This is a genomic window from Salinisphaera sp. G21_0, assembly GCF_017744115.1.
Taxonomy (GTDB): Bacteria; Pseudomonadota; Gammaproteobacteria; order Pseudomonadales; family Endozoicomonadaceae; genus Endozoicomonas.
In genome coordinates this window covers 11,011-34,962 of the sequence record NZ_JAGHQW010000056.1, presented here as the reverse complement: position 1 = coordinate 34,962, position 23,952 = coordinate 11,011, and the positions used below count along the sequence as shown (strand labels likewise).

The following is a 23,952-nucleotide window of genomic DNA, read 5'->3' as shown; positions in this document are numbered from 1 at the left end:
CGCCCACCCTTCCCTTGACAACTGGCTGGGTACCGATGACCAAGGGCGTGATGTGCTGGCACGGGTGATTTACGGCTTCCGCATTTCGGTACTTTTCGGTTTGGCACTGACCTTCTTCAGTACCATCATCGGTGTTGCGGTTGGCGCTCTGCAAGGTTTTTACGGCGGCAAAATCGATTTATTCGGACAGCGTTTTATTGAAATCTGGTCAGGCATGCCCAATCTCTACCTGTTGATCATCCTTGCCAGTTTTGTCGAGCCGGGGTTCTGGTGGCTGCTGGGTATTATGCTGTTATTCCAGTGGATGGCACTGGTGGATGTGGTACGTGCCGAGTTTCTCCGGGGCAGAAATCTGGAGTATGTACGGGCCGCCAGGGCCCTGGGGATGACCAATGGGCGTCTGATGTTCCGCCATATTTTACCCAACGCCATGATCGCCACGGTCACGTTTATGCCATTTATTCTGACCGGAGCCATTACCACCCTGACCTCCCTTGATTTCCTGGGTTTCGGCCTGCCGGCTGGCTCCCCTTCCCTTGGTGAGTTGATTGCCCAGGGCAAAAACAACCTTCAGGCACCCTGGCTGGGCATTACCGCTTTTCTGGTCATGTCCATTATGCTGACGTTACTGGTGTTTATTGGTGAAGCGTGCCGGGATGCGTTGGACCCGAGAAAATACTATTAAAGAGAACCGAACATTTATGGATAAGCCATTATTGGCCATTAACAATCTCCGGATTGGTTTTCAACAGGCTAAGAACCGTGTTGAAGCCGTTAAAGGTGTGTCGTTCTCTGTCAATGCCGGAGAAACCGTTGGCCTGGTCGGTGAGTCCGGATCCGGCAAGTCCATCACTGCCCTGAGCATCCTGCAACTGCTTCCGGAAAATGCCCATTGCTCTGGCGAAATAGCGTTTGCCGATGAGACCCTGCTGGATTTGTCCAAATCACAAATGCGCAAAATTCGTGGCCATAAGATCAGTATGATCTTTCAGGAGCCGATGACAGCACTCAATCCACTGCATACCATTGAAAAGCAGATAGGCGAAGTACTGGCTATACACCTCGGCCTGCAAAACACAGAAGCAACGGCCAAGACACTGGAACTGCTGGAACTGGTGGGTATCCGTGATGCCAGAAATCGTTTAAAGGCCTATCCCCATGAGCTGTCCGGTGGACAGCGACAACGGGCCATGATTGCCATGGCCCTTGCCTGTGAGCCAACGCTGCTGATCGCCGATGAGCCAACCACCGCTCTGGATGTAACCGTTCAACGACAAATTCTCAGTTTGCTGGCGGACCTTCAGCAGAAACTGGGCATGGCCATTCTGTTTATCAGTCACGACCTGAACCTGATCCGTCACGTTTCGGATCGAATCTGCGTGATGAAAGATGGTGAGATTGTTGAGCAGGGCATCACCGAATCCGTGTTCACAGCGCCCCAACACCCCTACACCATCGACCTGCTTAATGCCGAACCTGACGGGCAACCTGAACCACTGAACGAACACCCCATGCCTCTGGTCACAGCTGAAAAGATCAAAGTCTGGTTCCCGATCAAAAAAGGGTTTTTCAAAAAAACAGTGGGCCATGTGAAGGCAGTCACTGATTTATCGCTCACTATTCACCAGGGCGAAACCCTGGGCATTGTTGGTGAGTCCGGTTCCGGTAAAACAACCCTGGGCATGGCACTGTTGAAACTACAGACATCAGAGGGCCTGATCAGGTTTGAAGATACACGTATCGACACTATGAATCAGGATCAGTTCCGGCCACTGCGACGGGAAATGCAGATCGTGTTTCAGGATCCCTTTGGCAGTCTCAGCCCACGCATGACGGTTGCTGATATTGTTGGTGAAGGCCTTGATATTCATAACCTGGCCACTGAAGCCAATCGTGATGAACAGATCATCGCTGCATTGGATGATGTTGGCCTTGACCCGGAGTGTCGTCACCGTTATCCCCATGAGTTTTCCGGTGGCCAGCGCCAGCGTATCTCCATTGCCAGGGCTCTGGTGCTGAAACCCAGACTGATGGTGCTGGACGAGCCAACGTCCGCGCTGGACAGAACCGTCCAATCCCAGATCATCGATTTACTGCGCAACCTGCAGAAAAAATACTACCTGAGTTACATTTTTATCAGCCACGACCTGGCGGTGGTGAAAGCCATGAGTCATCGAATTGTCGTGATGCAGGGGGGAAAGATTGTCGAACAGGGAACTACCCGACAGATTTTTAACCAGCCTGTAGAAGCCTATACGCGAGAGTTAATCAGTGCTGCTTTTGAATCACAGAAAATTCCTCAGGAGGCTGACCGAGAATAGGCTTTCCTTTTTATTTGCCGAATTTTAGCGGGCACCTTCAGAATAGTACTCTTCATAGTTCCCGGTACCCATAGGGAACCAAAACCAGATACAGATGTCAGCAGATACAATACAGATGTCAGAAATTGAAACAGTGATTTTTTTATATGGGTATTACTGACGGCGTTGGCTGTATAATCTGTCACGATTCAGCGCAATGCAACCCCTTCAAACCAACGTGTGGACATACTTTTGGCAGATCATGCATGCAGAGATGGATGGAAAGTTCTGGCCAAAGAAACTGCCTGACATGTACAAGACAATTAACTGATGATGAAGTAGAACAGATAAACCAAATCCCGTTGTCTGAGCGAGTAGTAAAAATTTCGATAAAAGCTATCCCAATCTTTGGCAGAACTGCCTCAATTTATCTCGGTGGTTTGTACGCTGGCTTTGCCAGTGGCGTGGTTCTTAACGGGTCCTTGAATCCTGCCTCAGTGATTGCAATTGCTGCGAATACTGCTGTGTTTATTCCTGTGGCTGCTATCGGGGCTCTCGGGGCTGCTGCTGATGCCCCAATAGGTTTAGTTACTGGTGCCGGGGCTGCTGCCGGGGCTTGTGGTGGCGTTGTATTTAATCATGCTGTAGCTACTTGTGGCGTGCTCAATGTTTCCGGTACTGTGGTTTGTCTCGGGGGAGCTACCATCGGAGCTGCCCTGGCTCTTTTGGCGTATGAGGCAAGAGAGTGAGCCGCACATACCCGTGAAGCTCACAGCACCGCTGCTTAGAGTGATATCTGATTAAGTCATTAGCGGTTAAAATTGTTATTAAAAGGCCTTGGCTGTCTTTTGGCTGAATCTCGCTGACCAGATTCCTTCTGCCGAGCGCCATTCACTCTTAATGGCCGCCCGGCCACTTCCTTGCCATCCATAGTTCTGGCGGCTTCCGCTTCCGTTTCTTTTTCAAAGGTGATGAATGCAAAGCCTCTTGAGCGCCCAGTCTCCCGATCCCTCATCAGTTTGATATCTTCAATGACACCAAATGATTCAAAGGCCTGTTCAAGATCCTCTTCAACGGCGGTATACGCCAGATTACCAATGTATAAAGTCCTTTTTTGCATGGAAAACTCTGGTTTTTCTCTAGGTTGAACGCAAGTCCTTGCGTAGAAAAGCAGTATCAACATCAAGATCAACAAAATGTAACAATGATCAGATTGTCACATCACACTGTTGTTGTCCACTGGCTTATCGGCAGCTTTCTTTTGATCATTAACAGACCAGGGAATTATAGACATTCCATCAAATGAACTTATGAACAGAACAGCAGTCTGCTTTTTATATTCTCATGAATTAATGAAATATAATTATGGATAGAAGCACTGCTGGTATCTGTGGTAAATACACAAGATCAGGCGATGATTACAACCAACCGGAGATCATGCCGCTTCTTCAAGGCATGGGCAATATAGACAGGTTACAGTCAGACGACGTGATAACTTCTCACGTACTACCCCGGGGCGCAATGTATTTTGCCACTCTTCTGGCGCACGGCCTTCTCAATACCTAATGCACCGTTCAATAAACCCTGCTGAAGATTTTAGTGCCCTCATCAGACAGGAAATAATGAATGATCTGATGAGTAAATCGGATCATTTCGGTCATCACTATGATGGGAGAAATCACGGGCAATATGCCAGTTTAATTAAAAAATACACGTCAGCGTCAAAAAGACCTTTAAATCCAGCGGAACAAAGCCAGCTGATACGTTTGCTACAAAATTTTACAGTCACACAGAGCTGGAATTGGCGAAGCCTGACGACCACACTTTATTCATTTACTTCAGCGGGTGTTTTTACCCCTCATAAACCGATGGGTGAGCGTGTTAAACTTACTCAAGCTGCCTTACTATCAAAGCTACTTGATGCAACCATATTCAAGTGCAACCAAAAACCTCAAGCATGGGATATTGATGCCCAGGGAATCGCCAATCTGCTGTGGGTCATGGCGAAACTGGTGGACAGCGGGAAGGAGTGGCCACCAGGGCTCAAAGAAGCTGTGGCCGAACTGTTGACCCAGGTGAACATACAGAAAGACCAATTTAATGCCCAGGCTATCGCCAACCTGCTGTGGGCCATGGCGAAACTGGTGGACAACGGCCAGGAGCGGACACCAGAACTCAACGAAGCCATAGCCGTGCTGTTGTCCCACGTGAACGCACAGAAAACTCATCTTAAACCACAGGAAATTGCCAACCTGCTGTGGGCCATGGCGAAACTCGGTGAGTTCGTTGAGCTGAACATGGCTACCTCTACGTTCGAATCCCTTGTCTACCAAATCAGTTACAACCCTCAGTTCACTCACCACGCCATATTGATGTCTCTCTGGGGAGTCATGGTATGCTGTGCCAGATTGTCTCTGGACTCCAATACCAATAGAAATCATGTGCTTGAAAAGCACATGGATGACCTGTTTACTCGCCTGGAAAATATATCCCCGGTCAATGAAGAGGATCAATCCATCCTTGCCATGGCCGCATGTTGGCTTGGAAAACCATGTCCGGTCACCCCCTATTACCAGACAACCACTTCAAAATATCAGACCATCTTCCGCAATCAACTCCAATCTCGCATTCCCTCTTTGAAAATTGAAGAAGAAAAGAGTCTGCATTCATTACCTCCGGTTGATCTGCTACTGCCAGATCACAACATTATTATTGAAGTTCAGGGACCATCTCATTACGTCAGTGGTGATTTCAAAACCCGGAATGGTTCAACTCTGCTTAAAATCGCACTCCTGAGAAAATCAGGATTTGAGGTCATTGAAATCCCGGTGAACGAGTTTTGGAACAAAGGTTTAATGAATAGATGTATTGATCAAATAAAGACCAGGGTAGACACCCCGGCACAAGATCATGGTGCTGTATCATTTAACATCGGGTGGACAGAAGAGGCCAAGGTTACTGCCAATAAAGGATGGCAATTCTCAGATCACTCTTACTTAACGGCCGAAGAACATTCAGAACAGCAAACACGCAAACCAAAAAGAAAAAGGAAGAGAAAAAGAAGGTAATAACCTCTTCCCTTTCATTATGGTTCCTGAACCATGTTCACATTCCAGCAAAATGAACTTCTGAACAGAATCGCAGTCTGCTTTTTATATTTTCATGAACTAATGAAATGTAATTATGGATAGAAGCACTGCTGGTATCCGTGGTAAATACGCAAGGTCAGGTAATGATTATCACCAACCGGATAACCATGCCGCTTCCTCAAGGCATGGGCAATACAGACAGGGTACAGTCAGACGGCGGGATCATTCCTCCCGCACTACCCCGGGGCGTAACGAATCTTACCACTCTTATGACGCACGCTCTTCTCAATATTTACTGTGCCGTTCAGTACACCCTGCTCCAGATTTTAATGCCCTCATTAAACAGGAAATAATGGATGACCTGCTGAAAAAATCGGATCGTTTCGGTTATCGCTATGATGGGAGGAATCACGGGCAATATGCCAGTTCAATTAAAAAATACTCATTAGCTGTTAAACGACCGTTAAATCGAGCTGAACAAAGCCAGCTGCTACGTTTGCTGCAACATTTTACCGCAGCACGCAGCTGGAATTGGCTAAGCCTGTCGACAACACTTCATTCATTGACTTCAGCAGGTGTTTTTACCACTCATAGGCCCATGGATGAGCGCGTCAAGCTTACTCAAGCGAACATATTGTCAACGCTATTTGATGCAATAATATTCAAGTGCCATCAAACATCTGAAGTCAGGTATATTGATAATCAGGGAATTGCCAACCTGCTGTGGGCCATGGCGAAAATGGTGGACTTGGGGCAGGATCAGACACCAGAGCTGAAACAGGCCGTGGCCGCGCTATTGTCCCTGTTAAACGCCCGAAAAAACAATTTTAATCCACAGGAAATCGCCAATCTGCTGTGGTCCATTGCGAAACTGGCGGACAAAGGACAGAAGCAGACACCAGAACGCAAAGAAGCCCTGGCTACCCTGTTGCCCCATGTAAACGCACAGAAAGCTAACTTTAAGCCACAGGAAATCGCCAACATACTCTGGGCCCTGGCGAAACTGGTGGACAACGGCCAGCAGCAGACACCAGCGTTGAAACAGGCTTTAGCTGCGCTGTTACCCCACATAAATGCACCGAAAGCTAACTTCAAGCCACGAGAAATCGCCATCCTGCTGTGGGCCATGGCGAAACTGGTGGACAACGGGCATAAGCAGACACCGGAACTCAACGAGGCCCTGGCTGCGCTGTTGCCTCATGTGAACGCACTGAAAGACCAATTTGCTGCCCAGGGTATCGCCAACCTGGTGTGGGCCATGGCGAAACTGGTGGACAACGGGCAGGAATGGACACCAGAACTCGAAGAGGCTCTGGCCGCGCTATTACCACATGTGAACGCGCGCAAAGCTAACTTTACACCACAGGAAATCGCCAATCTGCTGTGGGCCATGGCAAAACTGGTGAACAACGGGCTGGAGCGGACGCCAGAGTTCAAAATGACCGTGGTCGCGCTGCTGCCCCACGTGAGCGCACATAAAGACCAATTTATTCCTCAGCATATCGCCAACCTGCTGTGGGCCATAGCGAAACTGGTGGACAATGAGCAGGAGCGAACACCAGCGCTCAATAAGGCCGTGGTCAGGCTGTTGCCCCACGTGAGCGCACAGAGAGACCAATTTATTCCTCAGCATATCGCCAACCTGCTGTGGGCCATAGCGAAACTGGTAGACAACGAACAGGAGTGTGCACCGGGGCTTAGAGAGGCTGTGGTCGCGCTGTTGCCCCTCGTGAACGCACAGAAAGCTAACTTTAAACCACAGGAAATTGCCAATCTGATGTGGTCCATTGCAAAACTGGTGGACAACGGGCAGAAGCGTACACCAGAACTCAACCATGCTGTGGCCGCGCTGCTGCCCCGCGTGAAAGTACAGAAAGACAATTTTACTGCCCATAGTATCGCCAACCTGCTGTGGGCCATGGCGAAACTGGTGGACAACGGGCAGGACATGACCTCAGGGCTAAACGACGCCATAGCCGCGCTGTTGCCCCACGTCAACGCACAGAAAGCTAACTTTAAACCACAGGGTATCGCCAACCTGCTGTGGGCCTTGGCGAAGCTGATGGATAACGGAAAGGAGCGAACACCAGAGTTCAATGAGGTCGTAGCCACGTTGTTGCCCCTCGTGAACGCACAAAAAGCTAACTTTAAACCCCAGGCTATTGCCAACCTGCTGTGGGCCATGGCAAAACTGGTGGAAAACGGGCAGGAGCAGACACCAGAGTTCAACAAAGCCGTGGCCGCTCTGTTACTCCTCGTGAACGCACAGAAAGACCAATTTACTCCTCAGCATATTGCCAACCTGCTGTGGGCCATGGCGAAACTGGGTGAGTTCGTTGATCTGAACGTGGCTATGGCCACGTTTGAGCCTCTTGTCCACCGAATCAGTAAAAACCCTCATGTCTCTCTCAAGGCAATATTGATGTCTCTCTGGGGAGTAATGGTATGCTGTGCCAGGTTGTTTCTGGTCTCTAAGGCCAATAAAAATAATGTGTTTGAAAAGCACATGGATGACCTGTTTACTCGCCTGGAAAATACATCCCCGGACAACGATGAGGATAAACGCGTCATTGCCATGGCCGCAAGTTGGCTCGGGAGACCCTGTCCGGTTACCCCCCATTACCGGATAGTCGTCTCACAACCTCAAACCGGCTTCCGCGAACAACTCCAATCACGCATTCCCTCTTTGAAGATTGAAGAAGAAAAGTGTCTGAACTCATTGCCTCCGGTTGACCTATTACTGCCGGATTACAACATGGTTATTGAAATTCAGGGACCCACTCATTATGTGAGTGGTGATTTCAATACCAAGAATGGTTCGACTCTGCTTAAAATCGCCCTGCTGAAAAAATCAGGATTTGAGGTCATTGAAATCCCGGTTAACCAGCTTTGGAACCTGGATTCAATGAAACTGTGTATTAATCACATAAAGACCAGGGTAGACATCCGGGCACAAGGGCATGGTTCTGTATCCATTACTTAACCCGGATATTTCATCAGTATGAACTTCTGAACATAGCAGTAGTCTGCTTTTTATATTTTCATGAATTAATGAAATGTAATTATGGATAGAAGCTCTGCTGGTATCAGTGGTCAATACGCCAGGTCAGATAATGATTTCTACCAACCAAATGACCATGCCGCATCTTCAAGGCATGGACGATATAGAGATGCCACAGTCAGACAATGGGATAATCCTCCCCGCACCGCCCCGAGACGCAATGAATTTTACCCTTCTTCTGCCGCATGCTCTTCTCAATATCTGCTGCGCCGTTCAGTAAACTCTGCTCAAGATTTTAATGCTCTCACCAAACAGAAAATAATGGATGACCTGGTGAGTCAATCGGAGCGTGTCGGTCATCGCTATAAAGGGAGAAATCACGGGCAATATGCCAATTCAATAAAAAACTACACGTCAGCTGCTAAAAGACCGTTAAATCGAGCTGAACAAAGCCAGCTGATGCGTTTGCTACAAAATTTCACAGCAAAACGGAGCTGGAATTGGCGAAGCCTGACGACAACATTTCACTCATTTACTTCAGCGGGTATTTTTACCCCTCATAAACCCATGGATCCGCGTGTTAAGCGTACACAAGCTGTCTTATTGTCAACACTACTGGATGCAATAACATTCAAGTGCAACCAAAAAGCTGAAGCATGGGATATTGATGTCCGGGGAATCGCCAACCTGCTGTGGGCCATGGCGAAACTGGTGGACAACGGCCAGGAGTTGACACCAGAGCTCAACGAGGCTGTGGCCGCGCTGTTGCCTCACGTGAACGCACTGAAAGACCAATTTATACCTCAGAATACCGCTAACCTGCTGTGGGCCATGGCGAAACTGGTGAATAACGGTCAGGAACGGACACCAGGATTCAAAGAGACCGTGGCCGCGCTGTTACCCAACGTGAACGTACAAAAAGATGACTTTAAACCTCAGGGCATCGTCAACCTGCTGTGGGCCATGGCGAAACTGGTGGACAATGGGCAGGAGCAGACACCGGACCTCAACAAGGCCGAAGCCGCGCTGTTGCTCCACGTGAACGCACAGAAAGACCAGTTTAATGCCCAGGGTATCGCCAATCTGTTGTGGGCCATGGCAAAACTGGTGGACTTAGGGCAGGAGCGAACACCAGAGCTCAACGAGGCTGTAGCCGCGCTGTTGCCGCTCGTGAACGCAAGGGAAGCTTACTTTAAACCACAGGAAATCGCTAATCTGCTGTGGGCCATGGTGAAACTGGTGAACAACGGGCAGGAGTGGACACCAGAGCTCAACGAGGCCATGGCCAGGCTGTTGCTCCACGTAAACGCACAGAAAGCTAACTTTACACCACAGGGTATCGCCATCCTGCTGTGGACTATGGCGAAACTGTTGGACAACGGGCAGGAGCAGACACCGGGGCTCAAAGAAGCGATGGCAGCGCTGTTGCCCCTCGTGAACGTACAGAAAGCTAACTTTAAATCACAGGCTATCGCCAACCTGCTGTGGGCCATGGCAAAACTGGTGGACAACGGGCAGGAACAGACACCAGGGCTCAAAGAGGCCGTGGCCGCTCTGTTGCCCCGCGTGAACGTACAGAAAGCTAACTTTAACCCGAAGCAAATCGCCAATCTGCTGTGGTCCATGGTGAAACTGGTGGACAACGGGCAGGAGTGGATACCGGGGCTCATAGAGGCCTTGGCCGCGCTGTTACCTCTCGTGAACGCAAATATAGCTGACTTTAACCCACAGGAAATCGCCAACCTGCTGTGGGTCATGGCGAAACTGCTGGACAATGGGCAGGAGCAAACAGCAGAACTCAACAACGCCGTGGCCTCGCTGTTGCCTCACGTGAACGCAATGAAAGGCCAATTTAATGCCCGGGATATTGCCAACTTGCTATGGGCCATGGCGAAACTGATGGAAAACGGGCAGGAGCAGACACCAGAGCTCAATAAGTCTATGGCCGCGCTGTTGCCCCTCGTGAACGAACAGAAAGACCAATTTATTCCTAAGCATATCGCCAACCTGCTGTGGGCCATGGCGAAAATGGGTGAGCTCGTTGAGCTGAACGTGTTTACCTCTACGTTCGAATCGCTTGTCTGCAAAATCAGTGAAAAACCTCAGCTCTCTCAGCAAGACATATTTATGTCTCTCTGGGGGGTAATGGTCTGCTGTGCCAGGTTGACCCTGGTCTCAGATCCCAATAAAAATAATGCGCTTGAAAAGCACATGGATGCCCTTTTTACTCGCCTGGAAAATACATATCCAGACAATCACGAGGATCAATCCATGATGGCCATGGCCGCAAGTTGGCTTGGCAAAGCGTGTCCGGTCATCCCTCATTACCAGACTACCATGTCAAAACGTCAATCTGACTTTCGCGATCTACTCCAATCACGCATTCCCTCTTTGAAGATTGAAGTAGAAGAGAGTCTGAACTCATTACCTCCGGTTGACCTGCTGCTGCCAGATCACAACATGGTAATTGAAATTCAGGGGCCTTCTCATTACGTGGGTGGTGATTTCAAAACCAGGAATGGTTCGACTCTGCTAAAAATCGCACTGCTGCAAAAATCAGGATTTGAGGTTATTGAAATCCCGGTTAACCAGCTTGGGAACCGGGATTTCATAAAACAATGCATTGATCAAATAATCACCAGAGTGAACATCCCACTACAGGGACATGGCTCAGTATCACTTATTTAAAAGCGGTAAAAATGAGCTATGTGTTACTGTCGATAAAGGATGGCAACACTGTAACTTAACCGCCGAAAAACATTCAGCAGAGCAACCAAGTATACCAAAAAGTAAAAAATGAACTTCTGAACCGAACAGCAGTCTGCTTTTTATATTTCCATGAATTGATGAAATGTAATTATGGATAGAAGCTCTGCTGGTATCAGTGGTAAATACGCAAGATCCGATAAAAATTACAACCAGCCGAATGACCATGCTGCTTCTTCAAGGCATGGGCGATATAGACATTGTACAGTCAGACAATGGGATAATCCCCCTCGCACTACCTCGGGGCGTAATGAACTTTACCGTTCTTCTGGCACACGCTCTTCTCAATATCTACAGTACCGTTCAGTAAACCCTGCTGAGGATTTTAATGCTCTGATCAAACAGGAAATAATGGCTGGCCTGGTGAGCACATCTGATCGTTTCGGTCGTTCCTATGATGGGAGAAATCACAGTCAATATGCCAGTTCAATTAAAAAATACACGTCAGCTGCTAAAAGACCGCTCAATCAAGAGGAACAAGGCCAGCTGATGCGTTTTCTGCAAAACTTTACAGCAACACGGAGTTGGAGTTGGCGAAGCCTGTCAACAACACTTCATTCATTGACTTCAGCCGGTGTTTTTACCCCTCATAAACCCATGCATGAATGTGCAAAGCTTACTCAAGCTGCCTTATTGTCCAACCTGCTTGATGCAATAATATTCAAGTGCAACCAAAAACCTCAAGCCAGGGATATTGATGGCCCGGGAATCGCTAACCTGCTGTGGGCCATGGCAAAACTTGTGAGTAATGGGCAAGAGTGGACATCAGGGTTCAAAGAGGCCCTGGCTGCGCTGTTACCCCACGTGAACGCACAGAGAGACCAATTTATTCCTCAGCATATCGTCAACCTGCTGTGGGCCATGGCGAAGCTGGTGGATAATGGACAGGGACGAACACCAGAGCTCAAAGAGGCAGTGGCCGCGCTGTTGCCCCACGTGAACGCAAAGAAAGACCAATTTAATGCTCAGGGTATCGCCAACCTGCTGTGGGCCATGGCGAAACTGGTGGACAACGGGCAGAAGCTGACACCAGGGCTTAACAAGGCTGTGGCCGCTCTGTTGCCCCACGTAAAAATACAGAAAGACCAATTTATCCCTCAGCATATCGCCAACCTGCTGTGGGCCATGGCGAAACTGGTGGACAACGGGAAGGAGCAGACACCAGAGTTAAAAGAGACCCTGACCGCGCTGTTGCCCCACGTGAACAGACAAAAAGCTCACTTTAAACCACAGGAAGTCACCAACCTGCTATGGGCCATGGCGAAACTGGTAGACAATGGGCAGGAGCGGACACCAGAGCTCAAAAAGGCCATGTCCGCGCTGTTGTCCCGGGTGAACGTACAAACAGCTAACTTTAAACCCCGGGAAATCGCCAACCTGCTGTGGGCCATGGCGAAACTGGTGGACAACGGGCAGGAGCGAACACCAGAACTTGAAGAGGCCATGGCCGCGCTTTTGCCCTGTGTGAAAGCACAGAATGACCAATTTAATGCCCAGGCTATCGCGAACCTGCTGTGGACTATGGCGAAACTGGTGGACAACGGTCAGGAACGAACAACAGAACTCGAAGAGGCCGTGGCCGCGCTTTTGCCCTGCGTGAACACACAGAAAGCTTACTTTAAACCACAGGAAGTCACCAACCTGCTATGGGCCATGGCGAAACTGTTAGACAACAGGCAGGAGCGGACACCCGAACTCAACGAGGCCGTGACCGCGCTGTTGCCCAACGTGAATGCAAAGAAAGACCAATTTATTCCTCAGCATATCGCCAACCTGGTATGGGCCATGGCGAAACTGATGGACAACGGGCAGGAGCTGACACCAGGGCTTAACGAGGCCATGGCCGCGCTGTTGCCCCACGTGAAAATACACAAAGACCAATTTATCCCTCAGCATATCGCCAACCTGCTGTGGGCCATGGCGAAACTGGTGGACAACGGGCAGGAGCGAACACCTGGGCTCTACAAGGCCGTGGCTGTGCTGTTGCCCCACATAAACGCACAGAAAGATCAATTTAATGCCCAGGGTATCGCCAACCTTCTGTGGGCAGTGGCAAAACTGGCAGTCAACAGGCAAAACTGGTCACCAAGGTTCAAAGCGGTCGTGGCCGCGATATTGCCTCGCGTGAGCGCACAGAAAGACCAATTTATTCCTCAGGATATTGCCAGCTTGCTGTGGGTCATGGCGAAATTGGTGGACAATGGCCAGGAGCGGACACCAGAGTTCAAAGAGGCCATGGCCACGTTGTTGGCCCTCGTGAATACACAGAAAGACCAATTTAGTGCCCAGCATATTGCCAACCTTCTGTGGGCCATGGCGAAACTGGTGGATAACGGGCAAGAGCAGACACCAGGGCTAAACGAGGCCGTAGCCGCGCTGCTACCCCACGTGAACACACAAAAAGACCAATTTATTCCTCAGAATATTGCCAACCTGCTTTGGGCCATGGCAAAACTGGTGGGCAACGGACAGGAACAGAGACCAGGGCTCAAAGAGGCCATAGCCGCACTGTTGCACCACGTGAACGTACAGAAAGCTAATTTTAAACCACAGGAAATCGCTAACCTGCTGTGGGCCACGGCGAAAATGGGTGAGCTCATTGAGCTGAACATGGTTACCTCTACCTTCAAATCACTTGTCTACCGAATCCGTGAAAACCCTCAGTTCTCTCAGCAAGATATATGGATGTCTCTCTGGGGAGTCATGGTATGCTGTGCCAGGTTCTCTCTGGTCTCCAATGCCAATAAAAATAACTGGCTTGAAAAGCTCATAGATGGACTGTTTACTCGCCTGGAAAATACGTTCCCAGACAATGAGGAGGATCAACGCACCATGGCCATGGCCGCCAGTTGGCTTGGCAGAGCCTGTCCGTTCGTCCCCCATTACCAGACAACCATTTCAAAACCTCAAACCGACTTCCGCACTCAACTCCAATCATGCATTCCATCTTTGCAGATTGAAGAAGAAAAGAGTCTGAACTCATTGCCTCCGGTTGACCTGCTGCTGCCAGATCACAACATTGTCATTGAAGTTCAGGGACCGTCTCATTACGTGAGTGATGATTTCAAAACCAGGAATGGTTCGACTCTGCTTAAAATCGCACTGTTGCAAAAATCAGGATTTGAGGTCATTGAAATCCCGGTTAACATGCTTTGGAATCAGGATTCGATGAAACAATGCATTGATCAAATAAAAACCAGAGTAGATATCCCGCCACCAGGTCATGGCTCTGCATCACTTAAAAGTGGGGGGGCAGATGAGGCATACGTTACTGCCGATAAAGGCTGGCAAGACCACTGTTACTTAACCGCCAAAAAACATTCGAAAAAGCAAACAGGCAAACCAAAAAATAGAAAAAAGAAGATAAAAAAACAGCCAGTCATCTCCTCCCTCCCATCATGACTCAAGAGCCGTTTTCACATTCCATGGAAGGTGTGCCAGTGTTGAGGACCTGTTGCCCTCCCGCCCCGGATGATTTGAACATAGGGGACTGGTGGCATCGTAGATGTAGATAGGCTTCCCCAACTACTTAGACCATCCAGCAAAATGAACTTCTGAACAGAACAGCAGTCTGTTTTTTTATATTTTCATGAATTGATGAAATGTAATTATGGATAGAAGCTCTGCTGGTATCAGTGGTAAATACGCAAGATCCGATAAAGATTACAACCAGCCGGATGACCATCCCGGATATTCAAGGCGTGGGCGATATAGAGATGCCACAGTCAGACAATGGCATAATCCCCCACGCAACACCCCGAGGCGTAATGGATTTTACCGTTCTTCTGGTGCATACACTTCTCAATATCTACAGAGCCGTTCAGTACACCCTGCTCAAGATTTTAATGCTCTCATCAAGCAGGAAATAATGGATGGTTTGCTGAGTAGATCGGGTCGTTTCGGTCATCGCTATGATGGGAGAAATCACGGTCTATATGCCAATTCAATCAAACAATACACGTCAGCTGCTAAAAGACCGTTAAACCAGACGGAACAAAGCCAGCTGATACGTTTGCTGCAAAATTTTACCGTAACACGGAGTTGGAGTTGGCGAAGCCTGTCAACAACACTTCATGCCTTGGCTTCAGCGGGTGTTTTTACCCCTTATAGACCCATGGATGAGCGTGTTAAGCACACTCAAGCGGCCCTACTGTCCTTGCTACTGGATACAATGATATTCAAGTGCAACCGAAAAGCTGAAGCATGGGATATTGATGCCCGGGGAATCGCCAACCTGCTCTGGGCCATGGCGAAACTGGTGGACAACGGCCTGCAACAGGCACCAGGACTTACAAAAGCCATAGCCGCGCTGTTGCCCCACGTAAACGCACAAAAATCTAACTTTTCACCACAGGGAATTGTCAACCAGCTGTGGGCCGTGGCGAAACTGCTGGACAACGGGCAGGAGCACACACCAGGGCTCAACGAGGCCGTGGCCGCGCTGTTGCCACGCGTGAATGCAAAGAAAGACCAATTTATTCCTCAGCATACCGCTAACCTGCTATGGGCCATGGCGAAACTGGTGGACAATAGTCAGAAGTGGGTACCAGGGCTCAAAGAGGCTGTGGCCGTGTTGTTGCCCCACGTAAACGTACAGAAAGACCAATTTATTCCTCAGGGCATTGCCAACCTGCTGTGGGCCATGGCGAAACTGCTGGACAACGGGCAGGAGCGCACACCAGGGCTTAACCAGGCCGTAGCCGCGCTGTTGCCCCACGTGAGCGCACAGAAAGACCAATTTAATGCCCAGGACATCGCCAACCTTGTGTGGGCTATGGCGAAACTGGTGGACATCGGGCAGCAGCGGACACCGGATCTCAACGAGGCCGTGGCCGCGCTTTTGCCCCATGTGAACGGACAGAAATACCAATTTAGTCCTCAGCATATCGCCAATCTCCTGTGGGCCGTGGCGAAACTGGTTGACAACGGGCAGGAGCGGACACCAGAGCTAAACGAAGCCGTGGCCACGCTGTTACCCCACGTGAATGCAAAGAAAGACCAATTTAATCCTCAGCATATCGCCAACCTGCTGTGGGCCGTGGCGAAACTGGTGGACAACGGGCAGGAACGAACACCAGAGCTCGAAGAGGCCATGGCCGCGCTTTTGCCCTACGTGAACGCACAGAAAGACCAATTTAATGCCCAGGCTATCGCCAGCCTGCTCTGGGCTATGGCGAAACTGGTAGACAATGGGCAGAAGCAGACACCAGAGTTCAACGAGGCCGTGGCCGCGATTTTGCCCTGCGTGAACGCACAGAAAGACCAATTTAATGCCCAGGCTATCACCAACCTGCTCTGGGCCATGGCGAAACTGGTGGACAACAGGCAGGAGTGGATACCAGGGCTCAGCGAGGCCGTGGCCGCACTGTTACCCCAAATGAACGCACAGAAGGACCAATTTAATGCTCAGGGTATCGCTAATCTGCTGTGGGCCATGGCGAAACTGGTAGACAACGGCCAGGAGCAGACACCAGAGTTCAACGAAGCTGTGGTCCGGATGTGGCCCCACGTGAACGAAAAGAAAGAGCAATTTATTCCTCGGCAAATCGCCAACCTGCTGTGGGCCATGGCGAAACAGGTGGACAACGGCCTGCAACAGACATCAGTACTTAAAAAAGCTGTAGCCGCGCTGTTGCCCCACGTGCACGCAAATAAAACCACTTTTACACCACAGGCAATTGCCAACCTGCTTTGGGCCATGACGAAACTGGTGGACAACGGAGAGTGGACACCAGGGCTTAAAGAAGCCGTGTCCGCGCTGCTGCCCTGCGTAAACCCACAGAAAGACCAATTTGATCCTCAGCAAGTCGCCAACCTGCTGTGGGCCATGGCGAAGCTGGGTGAACTCGTTGAGCTGCACGTGGTTATCTCTACGTTCGAATCGTTCCTCAGCCGATTCAGTGACAACTCTCAGCTCTCTCAACAATTCATATTGATGTCTCTCTGGGGAGTCATGGTATGTTGTGCCAGGTTGTCTCTGGCCCCTAATGCTATTAAAAATAACGTGCTTGAAAAGCATCTGGATGACCTGTTTACTCGCCTGGAAAATACATCCCCGGACAATGAAAAAGATCAACGCACCATTGCCATGGCCGCCAGTTGGCTTGGGAGAGCGTGTCCGATCGTTCCTCATTACCAGGCAATCATTTCAAAACCTCAAGCCGACTTTTGCGATCAACTCCAATCATGCATGCCCTCTTTGAAGGTTGAACAAGAAAAAAGCCTTAACTCATTGCCTCCTGCTGACCTGTTCCTGCCAGATCACAACATAGTTGTTGAAATTCAGGGACCGTTTCATTACGTCAGTAATGATTTTAAAATCAGGAATGGTTCAACTCTGCTTAAAATAGCACTGCTGAAAAAATCAGGATTTGAGGTCATTGAAATCCCGGTTAACCAGCTTTGTAGCCAGAATTCAATGCAACTATACATTGATCAAATAAAGACCAGAGTGGACATCCCGCCACAGGGTCATGGCTATGTATCACCTGACATCGGATCGGTAGAGGAGACAAACGTTACCGCCGATAAAAAGTGGCAATCTTCAAGTCATTGTTACTTAGCTGCCGAAGAAAATTCAGAAAAGCAAACAGACAAACCAAAAAACAGAAAAAGGAAAAGAAAAAAAAGGCACTAACCACTTCCCTTTCATCATAACTCCAGAACCGTGTTCACATTCCGGGCAAGGAGATTTTCCAGCATTTCGACCGTATCCGCAGGTGCCCTCCGGGCAGATTGATCAACCTATATTCCGCAGTTGGATCTCATGAAATCCTTGAAACCCCTTGCAGGAGTCAGTGCTGAGCCGAATTTGCATACTCACCCAACGGGTGAGTGGGTAAAATCACCAAACCCCTTGTCCTACAAGAGATGCAGCGATTTTTCGAGTTTCAACTGCGGAATATATGATCAACGGTTGTAACTGATTGTCTCGCCCCGGATAATTTGAAAATAGCGGATTGGTGGCATCAGGAGTAGATGAGTTTCTTCAACCACTGACGTTTATAGGCCATTTCAGCAAAATGAACTTCTGAACAAAACAGCAGTCTGCTTTTTATATTCTCATGAATTAATGAAATATAATTATGCATAGAACCTCTGCTGGTATCAGCGGTAAATGCGCAAAATCCGATAAAGATTACAACCAGCCGCATGACCATGCCGCATCTTCAAGGCGTGGGCGATATAAACATGCCACGGTCAGACAATGGGAGAATCCCCCCTGCACTACCCCGAGGCGTAATGAATTCTACCATTCTTCTGGCGCATACACTTCTCAATATCTTCAGAGCCGTTCAGTAAACCCGGCTCCAGATTTCAGTGCTCTCATCAAACAGGAAATAATGGTTGGTTTGCTGAGTAAATCGGATCATTTCGGTCATCGCTATGATGGGAGAAATCACAGTCTGTATGCCAATTCAATTAAACAATACACATCAGCTGCCAAAAGACCGTTGAATCGAGCGGAACAAAGCCAGCTGATGTGTTTTCTGCAAAATTTTACCGTAACACGGCGTTGGGGCTGGCGAAGCCTCACGACCACACTTCATGCATTGACTTCAGCGGGTGTTTTTACCCCTCATAAACCCGTGGATGAGCGTGTCAGGCACACTCAGGTTGCCTTATTGTCAACGCTACTTGATGCAATAATATCCAAGTGCAACCAAAAACCTCAAGCCCGGGACATTGATGCCCGGGGAATCGCCAACCAGCTGTGGGCAATAGCGAAACTGGTAGACAACGGGCAGGAGCACACACCAGGGCTCAAAGAGGCCGTGGTCACGCTGTTGCCTCACGTGAAAGCACAGATGGACCAATTTATCCCTCAGGGCATTGCCATCCTGCTGTGGGCCATGGCGAAACTGGTGGACTACGGGCAGGAGCAGACACCAGAGTTCAAAGAGACCGTGGCCGCGCTGCTGCCCCCCGTGAACGCAAAGAAGCACCAATTTAAAGCTCAGGGCATTGTCAACCTGCTGTGGGCCATAGCGAAACTGGTAGACAACGGGCAGGAGCGAACACCGGGGCTTAACAAGGCCGTGGCCGTGTTGTTGCCCCTTGTGCACGAACAGAAAGACCAACTTAGTACTCAGGGAATCGTCAACCTGTTATGGGCCATGGCGAAACTGGTGGACAACGGGCAGGAGCGGACACCAGGGCTCAACAGGGCCGTGGCCGAGCTGTTGTCCCACGTGAATACACAGAAAATTCCATTTAATGCCCAGGATATTGCCAGCCTGCTTTGGACCATGGCGAAACTGGTAGACAACGGGCAGGAACAAACACCAGGGCTTAAAAAGGCTGTGGCCGCGCTGTTGCCCCACGTGAGCACGCAGAAAAACCAATTTAATGCCCAGGGAATCGCCAATCTGCTGTGGGCCATGGCGAAACTGATGGACAACGTGCAGGAGCAAACACCAGGGCTCATAGAGGCCGTGACTGCGCTGTTGCCCCAAGTGAACGTACTAACAGCTAACTTTAACCCCCAGGAAATCACCAACCTGCTATGGGCCATGGCGAAACTGGTGGATTACGGGCAGGAGCGGACACCCGAGCTACATGGGGCCGTGGCGGCGCTGTTACCCCGCGTGAACGCACAGAAAGCTAACTTTAAACCACAGGAAATCGCCAACCTGCTGTGGGCCATGGCGAAACTGGTGGACTACGGGCAGGAGCAGACACCAGAGTTCAAAGAGACCGTGGCCGCGCTGTTGCCCCACGTGAACGCACAGAAGGGCAAATTTAAAGCTCAGGGCAATGTCAACCTGCTGTGGGCCATGGCGAAACTGGTGGACAACGGACTGGAACGAACACAAGGGCTCATGGAGACCGTGGCCGAACTGTTACCCCACGTGAACGCAATGAAAGACCAATTTATTCCTCAGCATATTGCCAACCTGCTGTGGGCCATAGCAAAACTGGTAGACAACGGGCAGGAGTGGACACCAAAGCTCAAAGAAGTAGTGCTCGCGCTTTTGCACCACGTGAACGCACCGAAAAACCAGTTTAATACCCAGGATGTCGCCAACCTGCTTTGGGCCATGGCAAAACTGGTGGACAACGGAGAGTGGGGGCCAGAGCTAAAAGAAGCTATGTTCGCAGTGTTGCCCCACGTAACCCCACAGAAACACCAATTTAATCCTCAGCATATCGCCAACATTCTGTGGGCCATGGCGAAACTGGGTGAACTCGTTGAGTTACACGTGGTGACCTCTACGTTCGAATCGCTTGTCTGCCGATTAAGTGACAACCTTCAGCTCTCTCAACAAGATATATTTATGTCTCTCTGGGGCGTAATGGTATGCTGTGCCAGATTGTCTCTAGACTCCAATGCTAATAAAAATAACATGCTTGAAAAGCACATGGTTGACCTGTTTACTCGCCTGAAAAATACATCTCCGGACAATGAAAAGGATCAACGCATCATGGCCATGGCCGCCAGTTGGCTTGGTAGAACGAGTCCGATCATCCCCCATTACCAGACAACCATTTCAAAACATCAAGCCGACTTCCGCGATCAACTCCAATCATGCATGCCCACTTTGAAGCTTGAAGAAGAAAAGAGCCTGAACTCATTGCCTCCCGTTGACCTGCTATTGCCAGATCACAACATGGTTATTGAAATTCAGGGACCGTATCATTACTTAAGTAATGATTTTAAAATCAGGAATGGTTCGACTCTGCTTAAAATTGCACTGCTGCAAAAATCAGGATTTGAGGTCATTGAAATCCCGGTTAACCAGCTTTGTAGCCAGAATTCAATAAAACTATGCATTAATCAAATAAAGGCCAGGGTGGACATCCCGTCACAGGGTCATGGCTGTGTATCACCTGACATCGGATGGGCAGATGAGACAAACGTTACCGGCGATAAAGGGCGACAATCCCCAGATCACTGTTATTTAACCGCCGAAGAAAATTCAGAAAAGCACACAGACAAACCAAAAAACAGAAAGAAAAAGAGAAAAAGAAAAAAAAGGCACTAACCACTTCCCTTGCATCATGACTCCAGAACCGTGTTCACATTCCAGCAAAATGAACTTCTGAACAAAACAGCAGTCTATTCTTTATATTTTCATGAATTAATGAAATATAACTATGGATAGAACCTCTGCTGGTATCAGTGATAAATACGCAAGATCCGATAAAGATTACAACCAGCCGGATGACCATCCCGGATATTCAAGGCGTGGGCGATATAGAGATGCCACAGTCAGACAATGGCATAATCCCCCACGCAACACCCCGAGGCGTAATGGATTTTACCGTTCTTCTGGTGCATACACTTCTCAATATCTACAGAGCCGTTCAGTACACCCTGCTCAAGATTTTAATGCTCTCATCAAGCAGGAAATAATGGATGGTTTGCTGAGTAGATCGGGTCGTTTCGGTCATCGCTATGATGGGAGAAATCACGGTCTATATGCCAATTCAATCAAACAATACACGTCAGCTGCTAAAAGACCGTTAAACCAGGCGGAACAAAGCCAGCTGATACATTTTCTGGAAAAATTTACCGCAGCTCGGAGCTGGAATTGGCGAAGCCTGACAACAACACTTCATGCATTTACTTCAGCGGGTGTTTTTACCCCTCATAGCCCCATGGGTGAGCGTATTAAGCATACTCAAGCTGTCTTATTGTCAACGCTACTGGATGCAATAATATTTAACTGCAACCAAAGACATGAAGACAGTGATATTGATGCCCGGGGAATCGCCAACCTGCTGTGGGCCCTGGCGAAACTGGTGGACAACGGCCAGGAGCAGACACCATGGCTCAAAGAGGCCGTGACTGCGCTGTTACCCCACGTAAACGCACAACAATCTAACTTTACACCCCAGGGAATCGCCAACCTGATGTGGGCCCTGGCGAAACTGGTGGACAACGGCCAGGAGCAGACATCAGGGCTCAAAGAGGCCGTGGCTGCGCTGTTACCCCACGTAAATGCACAGAAATCTCACTTTAAACCACAGGGAATCACCAACTTGCTGTGGGCCCTGGCAAAACTGGTGGACAACGGGCAGAAGCAGACACCTGATCTCAAGGATTCCGTGGCCGCGTTGTTGCCCCTCGTGCACGAACAGAAAGACCAAGTTAATGCCCGGCATATCGTCAACCTGCTATGGGCCATGGCGAAACTGGTGGACAACGGCCAGGAGCGAACACCAGGGCTAAACATGGCCGTGGCCGCGCTGTTGCCCCTCGTGCACGAACAGAAAAGCCAGCTTAATAACCAGGGAATCACCAACCTTCTGTGGGCCATCGCTAAACTGGTGGACAACGGGCAGGAGCGAACACCAGGGCTAAACATGGCCGTGGCCACGCTGTTGCAGCAAGTGAATGCACAGAAAGTCCAATTTCGTGCCCGGGATATTGCCAGCCTGCTCTGGGCCGTGGCGAAACTGTTGGAGAACGGGCATGAACAGACACCGGGGCTTGAAAAGGCTGTGGCCGCACTGTTGCCCCACGTGAACGCATCCAAAGACCAATTTATTCCTCAGCAAATTGCCAACCTGCTGTGGGCCATGGCGAAACTGGTGGACAACGGTCAGGAACAGAAACCAGGGCTTAAAAAAGCTGTGGCCGCGCTGTTGCCCCATGTGAACGCACAGGCAGACCAATTTAATGCCCAGGGAATCGCCAACCTGCTTTGGGCCATGGCGAAACTGGTGGACAACGGCCGGGAACAGACACCAGGGCTTAAAAAAGCTGTGGCCGCGCTGTTGCCCCGTGTGAACGCACAGAAAGACCAATTCAATGCCCAGGATATTACCAACCTGGTGTGGGCCATAGCGAAACTGTTGGACAACGGGCAGGAGCAGGCATCAGGGCTCAACGAGGCCATGGCCACGCTGCTACCCCTCGTGAAAGTACTGAGAGACCAATTTATTCCTCAGCATATCGCCAACCTGCTGTGGGCCATGGCGAAGCTGGGTGAACTCGTTGAGCTGCACGTGGTTACCTCAACGTTCGAATCGTTGCTCTACCGATTCAGCGACAACCCTCAGCTCTTTCAGCAAGATGATATAGTGATGTCTCTATGGGGAGTAATGGTATGTTGTGCCAGGTTGTCTCTGGCCCCCAATGCCATTAAAAATAGCGTGCTTGAAAAGCAAATGGATGACCTGTCCACTCGCCTGGAAAATACATCCCCGGACAATCAAAAGAATCAACAAATCATTACCATGGCTGCCATTTGGTTGGGGAGAGCGTGTCCGATCATCCCCCATTACCGGACAACTATTTCAAAACCTCAAGCCGACTTACGCAATCAACTCCAATCACGCATGCCCTCTTTGAAGATTGAACAGGAAAAGAGCCTGAACTCATTGCCTCCCGTTGACCTGCTACTGCCAGATCACAACATGGTGATTGAAATTCAGGGACCGTCTCATTACGTAAGTAATGATTTCAAAATCAGGAATGGTTCAACTCTGCTTAAAATAGCACTGCTGCAAAAATCAGGATTTGAGGTCATTGAAATCCCGGTTAACCAGCTTTGGAGCCAGAATTCAATAAAACTATGCATTGATCAAATAAAGGCCAGGGTGGACATCCCGCCACAGGGTCATGGCTGCGTATCACTTGACATCGGATCGGTAGAGGGAACAAACGTTACCGCCGATAAAAAGTGGCAATCTTCAAATCATTGTTACTTAGCCGCCGAAGAAAATTCAGAAAAGCAAACAGGCAAACCAAAAAAAAGAAAAAGAAATAGAAAAAAAAAGCCAATAACCGCTTCCCCTTCATCATGACTCCAGAACCGTGTTCACATTCCGGGGAAGGAGAGCTTCC

The 23,952-nt window shown here is 49.4% G+C and carries 12 protein-coding genes; 11 read left to right on the top strand and 1 reads right to left on the bottom strand.

All coding sequences use genetic code 11. From position 1 onward, the window contains the following. The 3 genes from J7439_RS20720 to J7439_RS20710 form a co-directional block, all read left to right on the top strand. Positions 1-685, top strand: a 685-nt coding sequence (locus J7439_RS20720; protein WP_209203902.1) for an ABC transporter permease, incomplete at its 5' end; no start/stop codon positions are given. A gap of 16 nt (positions 686-701) precedes the next feature. Beyond that, on the top strand, positions 702-2,321 hold the full coding sequence (locus tag J7439_RS20715; protein ID WP_209203901.1) for an ABC transporter ATP-binding protein: 1,620 nt from the start codon (positions 702-704) through the stop codon (positions 2,319-2,321). 341 nt (positions 2,322-2,662) lie between these two features. Further along, positions 2,663-3,049 carry a hypothetical protein gene (locus tag J7439_RS20710; protein WP_286198459.1) on the top strand — a complete coding sequence of 129 codons (387 nt, stop codon included), beginning with the start codon at positions 2,663-2,665 and terminating at the stop codon, positions 3,047-3,049. Positions 3,050-3,108: 59 nt separating this feature from the next. Here J7439_RS20710 and J7439_RS20705 read toward each other — a convergent pair whose 3' ends face one another. Further along, the gene (locus J7439_RS20705; protein WP_209203899.1) at positions 3,109-3,420 is read right to left on the bottom strand and encodes an RNA recognition motif domain-containing protein; all 312 of its coding nucleotides are present in this window, start codon (positions 3,418-3,420) and stop codon (positions 3,109-3,111) included. Positions 3,421-3,665: 245 nt separating this feature from the next. On the opposite strand from J7439_RS20705, the gene J7439_RS20700 reads away from it, so the two are divergent. From J7439_RS20700 to J7439_RS20665, 8 genes are all read left to right on the top strand, one after another. Next, a complete protein-coding gene (locus tag J7439_RS20700) occupies positions 3,666-3,866 on the top strand; it encodes a hypothetical protein (protein ID WP_209203898.1) in 201 nt (66 codons plus the stop codon). A 68-nt stretch (positions 3,867-3,934) separates the two neighbouring features. Next, positions 3,935-5,368: an RAP domain-containing protein gene (locus J7439_RS20695; protein WP_209203897.1), complete on the top strand. Its 1,434-nt coding sequence runs from the start codon at positions 3,935-3,937 to the stop codon at positions 5,366-5,368. 115 nt (positions 5,369-5,483) lie between these two features. Continuing rightward, on the top strand, positions 5,484-8,372 hold the full coding sequence (locus J7439_RS20690; RefSeq protein ID WP_209203896.1) for an RAP domain-containing protein: 2,889 nt from the start codon (positions 5,484-5,486) through the stop codon (positions 8,370-8,372). 81 nt (positions 8,373-8,453) lie between these two features. Beyond that, positions 8,454-11,078, top strand: coding sequence for an RAP domain-containing protein (locus J7439_RS20685; RefSeq protein WP_209203895.1), 2,625 nt, complete (start codon positions 8,454-8,456; stop codon positions 11,076-11,078). Between the two features lie 171 nt (positions 11,079-11,249). After that, positions 11,250-14,558 carry an RAP domain-containing protein gene (locus J7439_RS20680; RefSeq protein WP_209203894.1) on the top strand — a complete coding sequence of 1,103 codons (3,309 nt, stop codon included), beginning with the start codon at positions 11,250-11,252 and terminating at the stop codon, positions 14,556-14,558. Positions 14,559-14,766: 208 nt separating this feature from the next. Next, positions 14,767-17,793, top strand: coding sequence for an RAP domain-containing protein (locus J7439_RS20675; RefSeq protein WP_209203893.1), 3,027 nt, complete (start codon positions 14,767-14,769; stop codon positions 17,791-17,793). A gap of 448 nt (positions 17,794-18,241) precedes the next feature. Then, positions 18,242-21,142: an RAP domain-containing protein gene (locus J7439_RS20670; RefSeq protein ID WP_209203892.1), complete on the top strand. Its 2,901-nt coding sequence runs from the start codon at positions 18,242-18,244 to the stop codon at positions 21,140-21,142. 112 nt (positions 21,143-21,254) lie between these two features. Next, the gene (locus J7439_RS20665; RefSeq protein WP_209203891.1) at positions 21,255-23,912 is read left to right on the top strand and encodes an RAP domain-containing protein; all 2,658 of its coding nucleotides are present in this window, start codon (positions 21,255-21,257) and stop codon (positions 23,910-23,912) included. The last annotated feature ends 40 nt before the right edge of the window (positions 23,913-23,952 follow it).

What these genes read in the sequence shown, in the direction of transcription:
- J7439_RS20715 (WP_209203901.1), top strand. Translation starts at nt 702, where the DNA reads ATGGATAAGCCATTATTGGCCATTAACAATCTCCGGATTGGTTTTCAA.
- J7439_RS20705 (WP_209203899.1), bottom strand. Translation starts at nt 3,420, where the DNA reads ATGCAAAAAAGGACTTTATACATTGGTAATCTGGCGTATACCGCCGTT.
- J7439_RS20700 (WP_209203898.1), top strand. Translation starts at nt 3,666, where the DNA reads ATGGATAGAAGCACTGCTGGTATCTGTGGTAAATACACAAGATCAGGC.
- J7439_RS20695 (WP_209203897.1), top strand. Translation starts at nt 3,935, where the DNA reads ATGAGTAAATCGGATCATTTCGGTCATCACTATGATGGGAGAAATCAC.
- J7439_RS20690 (WP_209203896.1), top strand. Translation starts at nt 5,484, where the DNA reads ATGGATAGAAGCACTGCTGGTATCCGTGGTAAATACGCAAGGTCAGGT.
- J7439_RS20685 (WP_209203895.1), top strand. Translation starts at nt 8,454, where the DNA reads ATGGATAGAAGCTCTGCTGGTATCAGTGGTCAATACGCCAGGTCAGAT.
- J7439_RS20680 (WP_209203894.1), top strand. Translation starts at nt 11,250, where the DNA reads ATGGATAGAAGCTCTGCTGGTATCAGTGGTAAATACGCAAGATCCGAT.
- J7439_RS20675 (WP_209203893.1), top strand. Translation starts at nt 14,767, where the DNA reads ATGGATAGAAGCTCTGCTGGTATCAGTGGTAAATACGCAAGATCCGAT.
- J7439_RS20670 (WP_209203892.1), top strand. Translation starts at nt 18,242, where the DNA reads ATGCATAGAACCTCTGCTGGTATCAGCGGTAAATGCGCAAAATCCGAT.
- J7439_RS20665 (WP_209203891.1), top strand. Translation starts at nt 21,255, where the DNA reads ATGGATAGAACCTCTGCTGGTATCAGTGATAAATACGCAAGATCCGAT.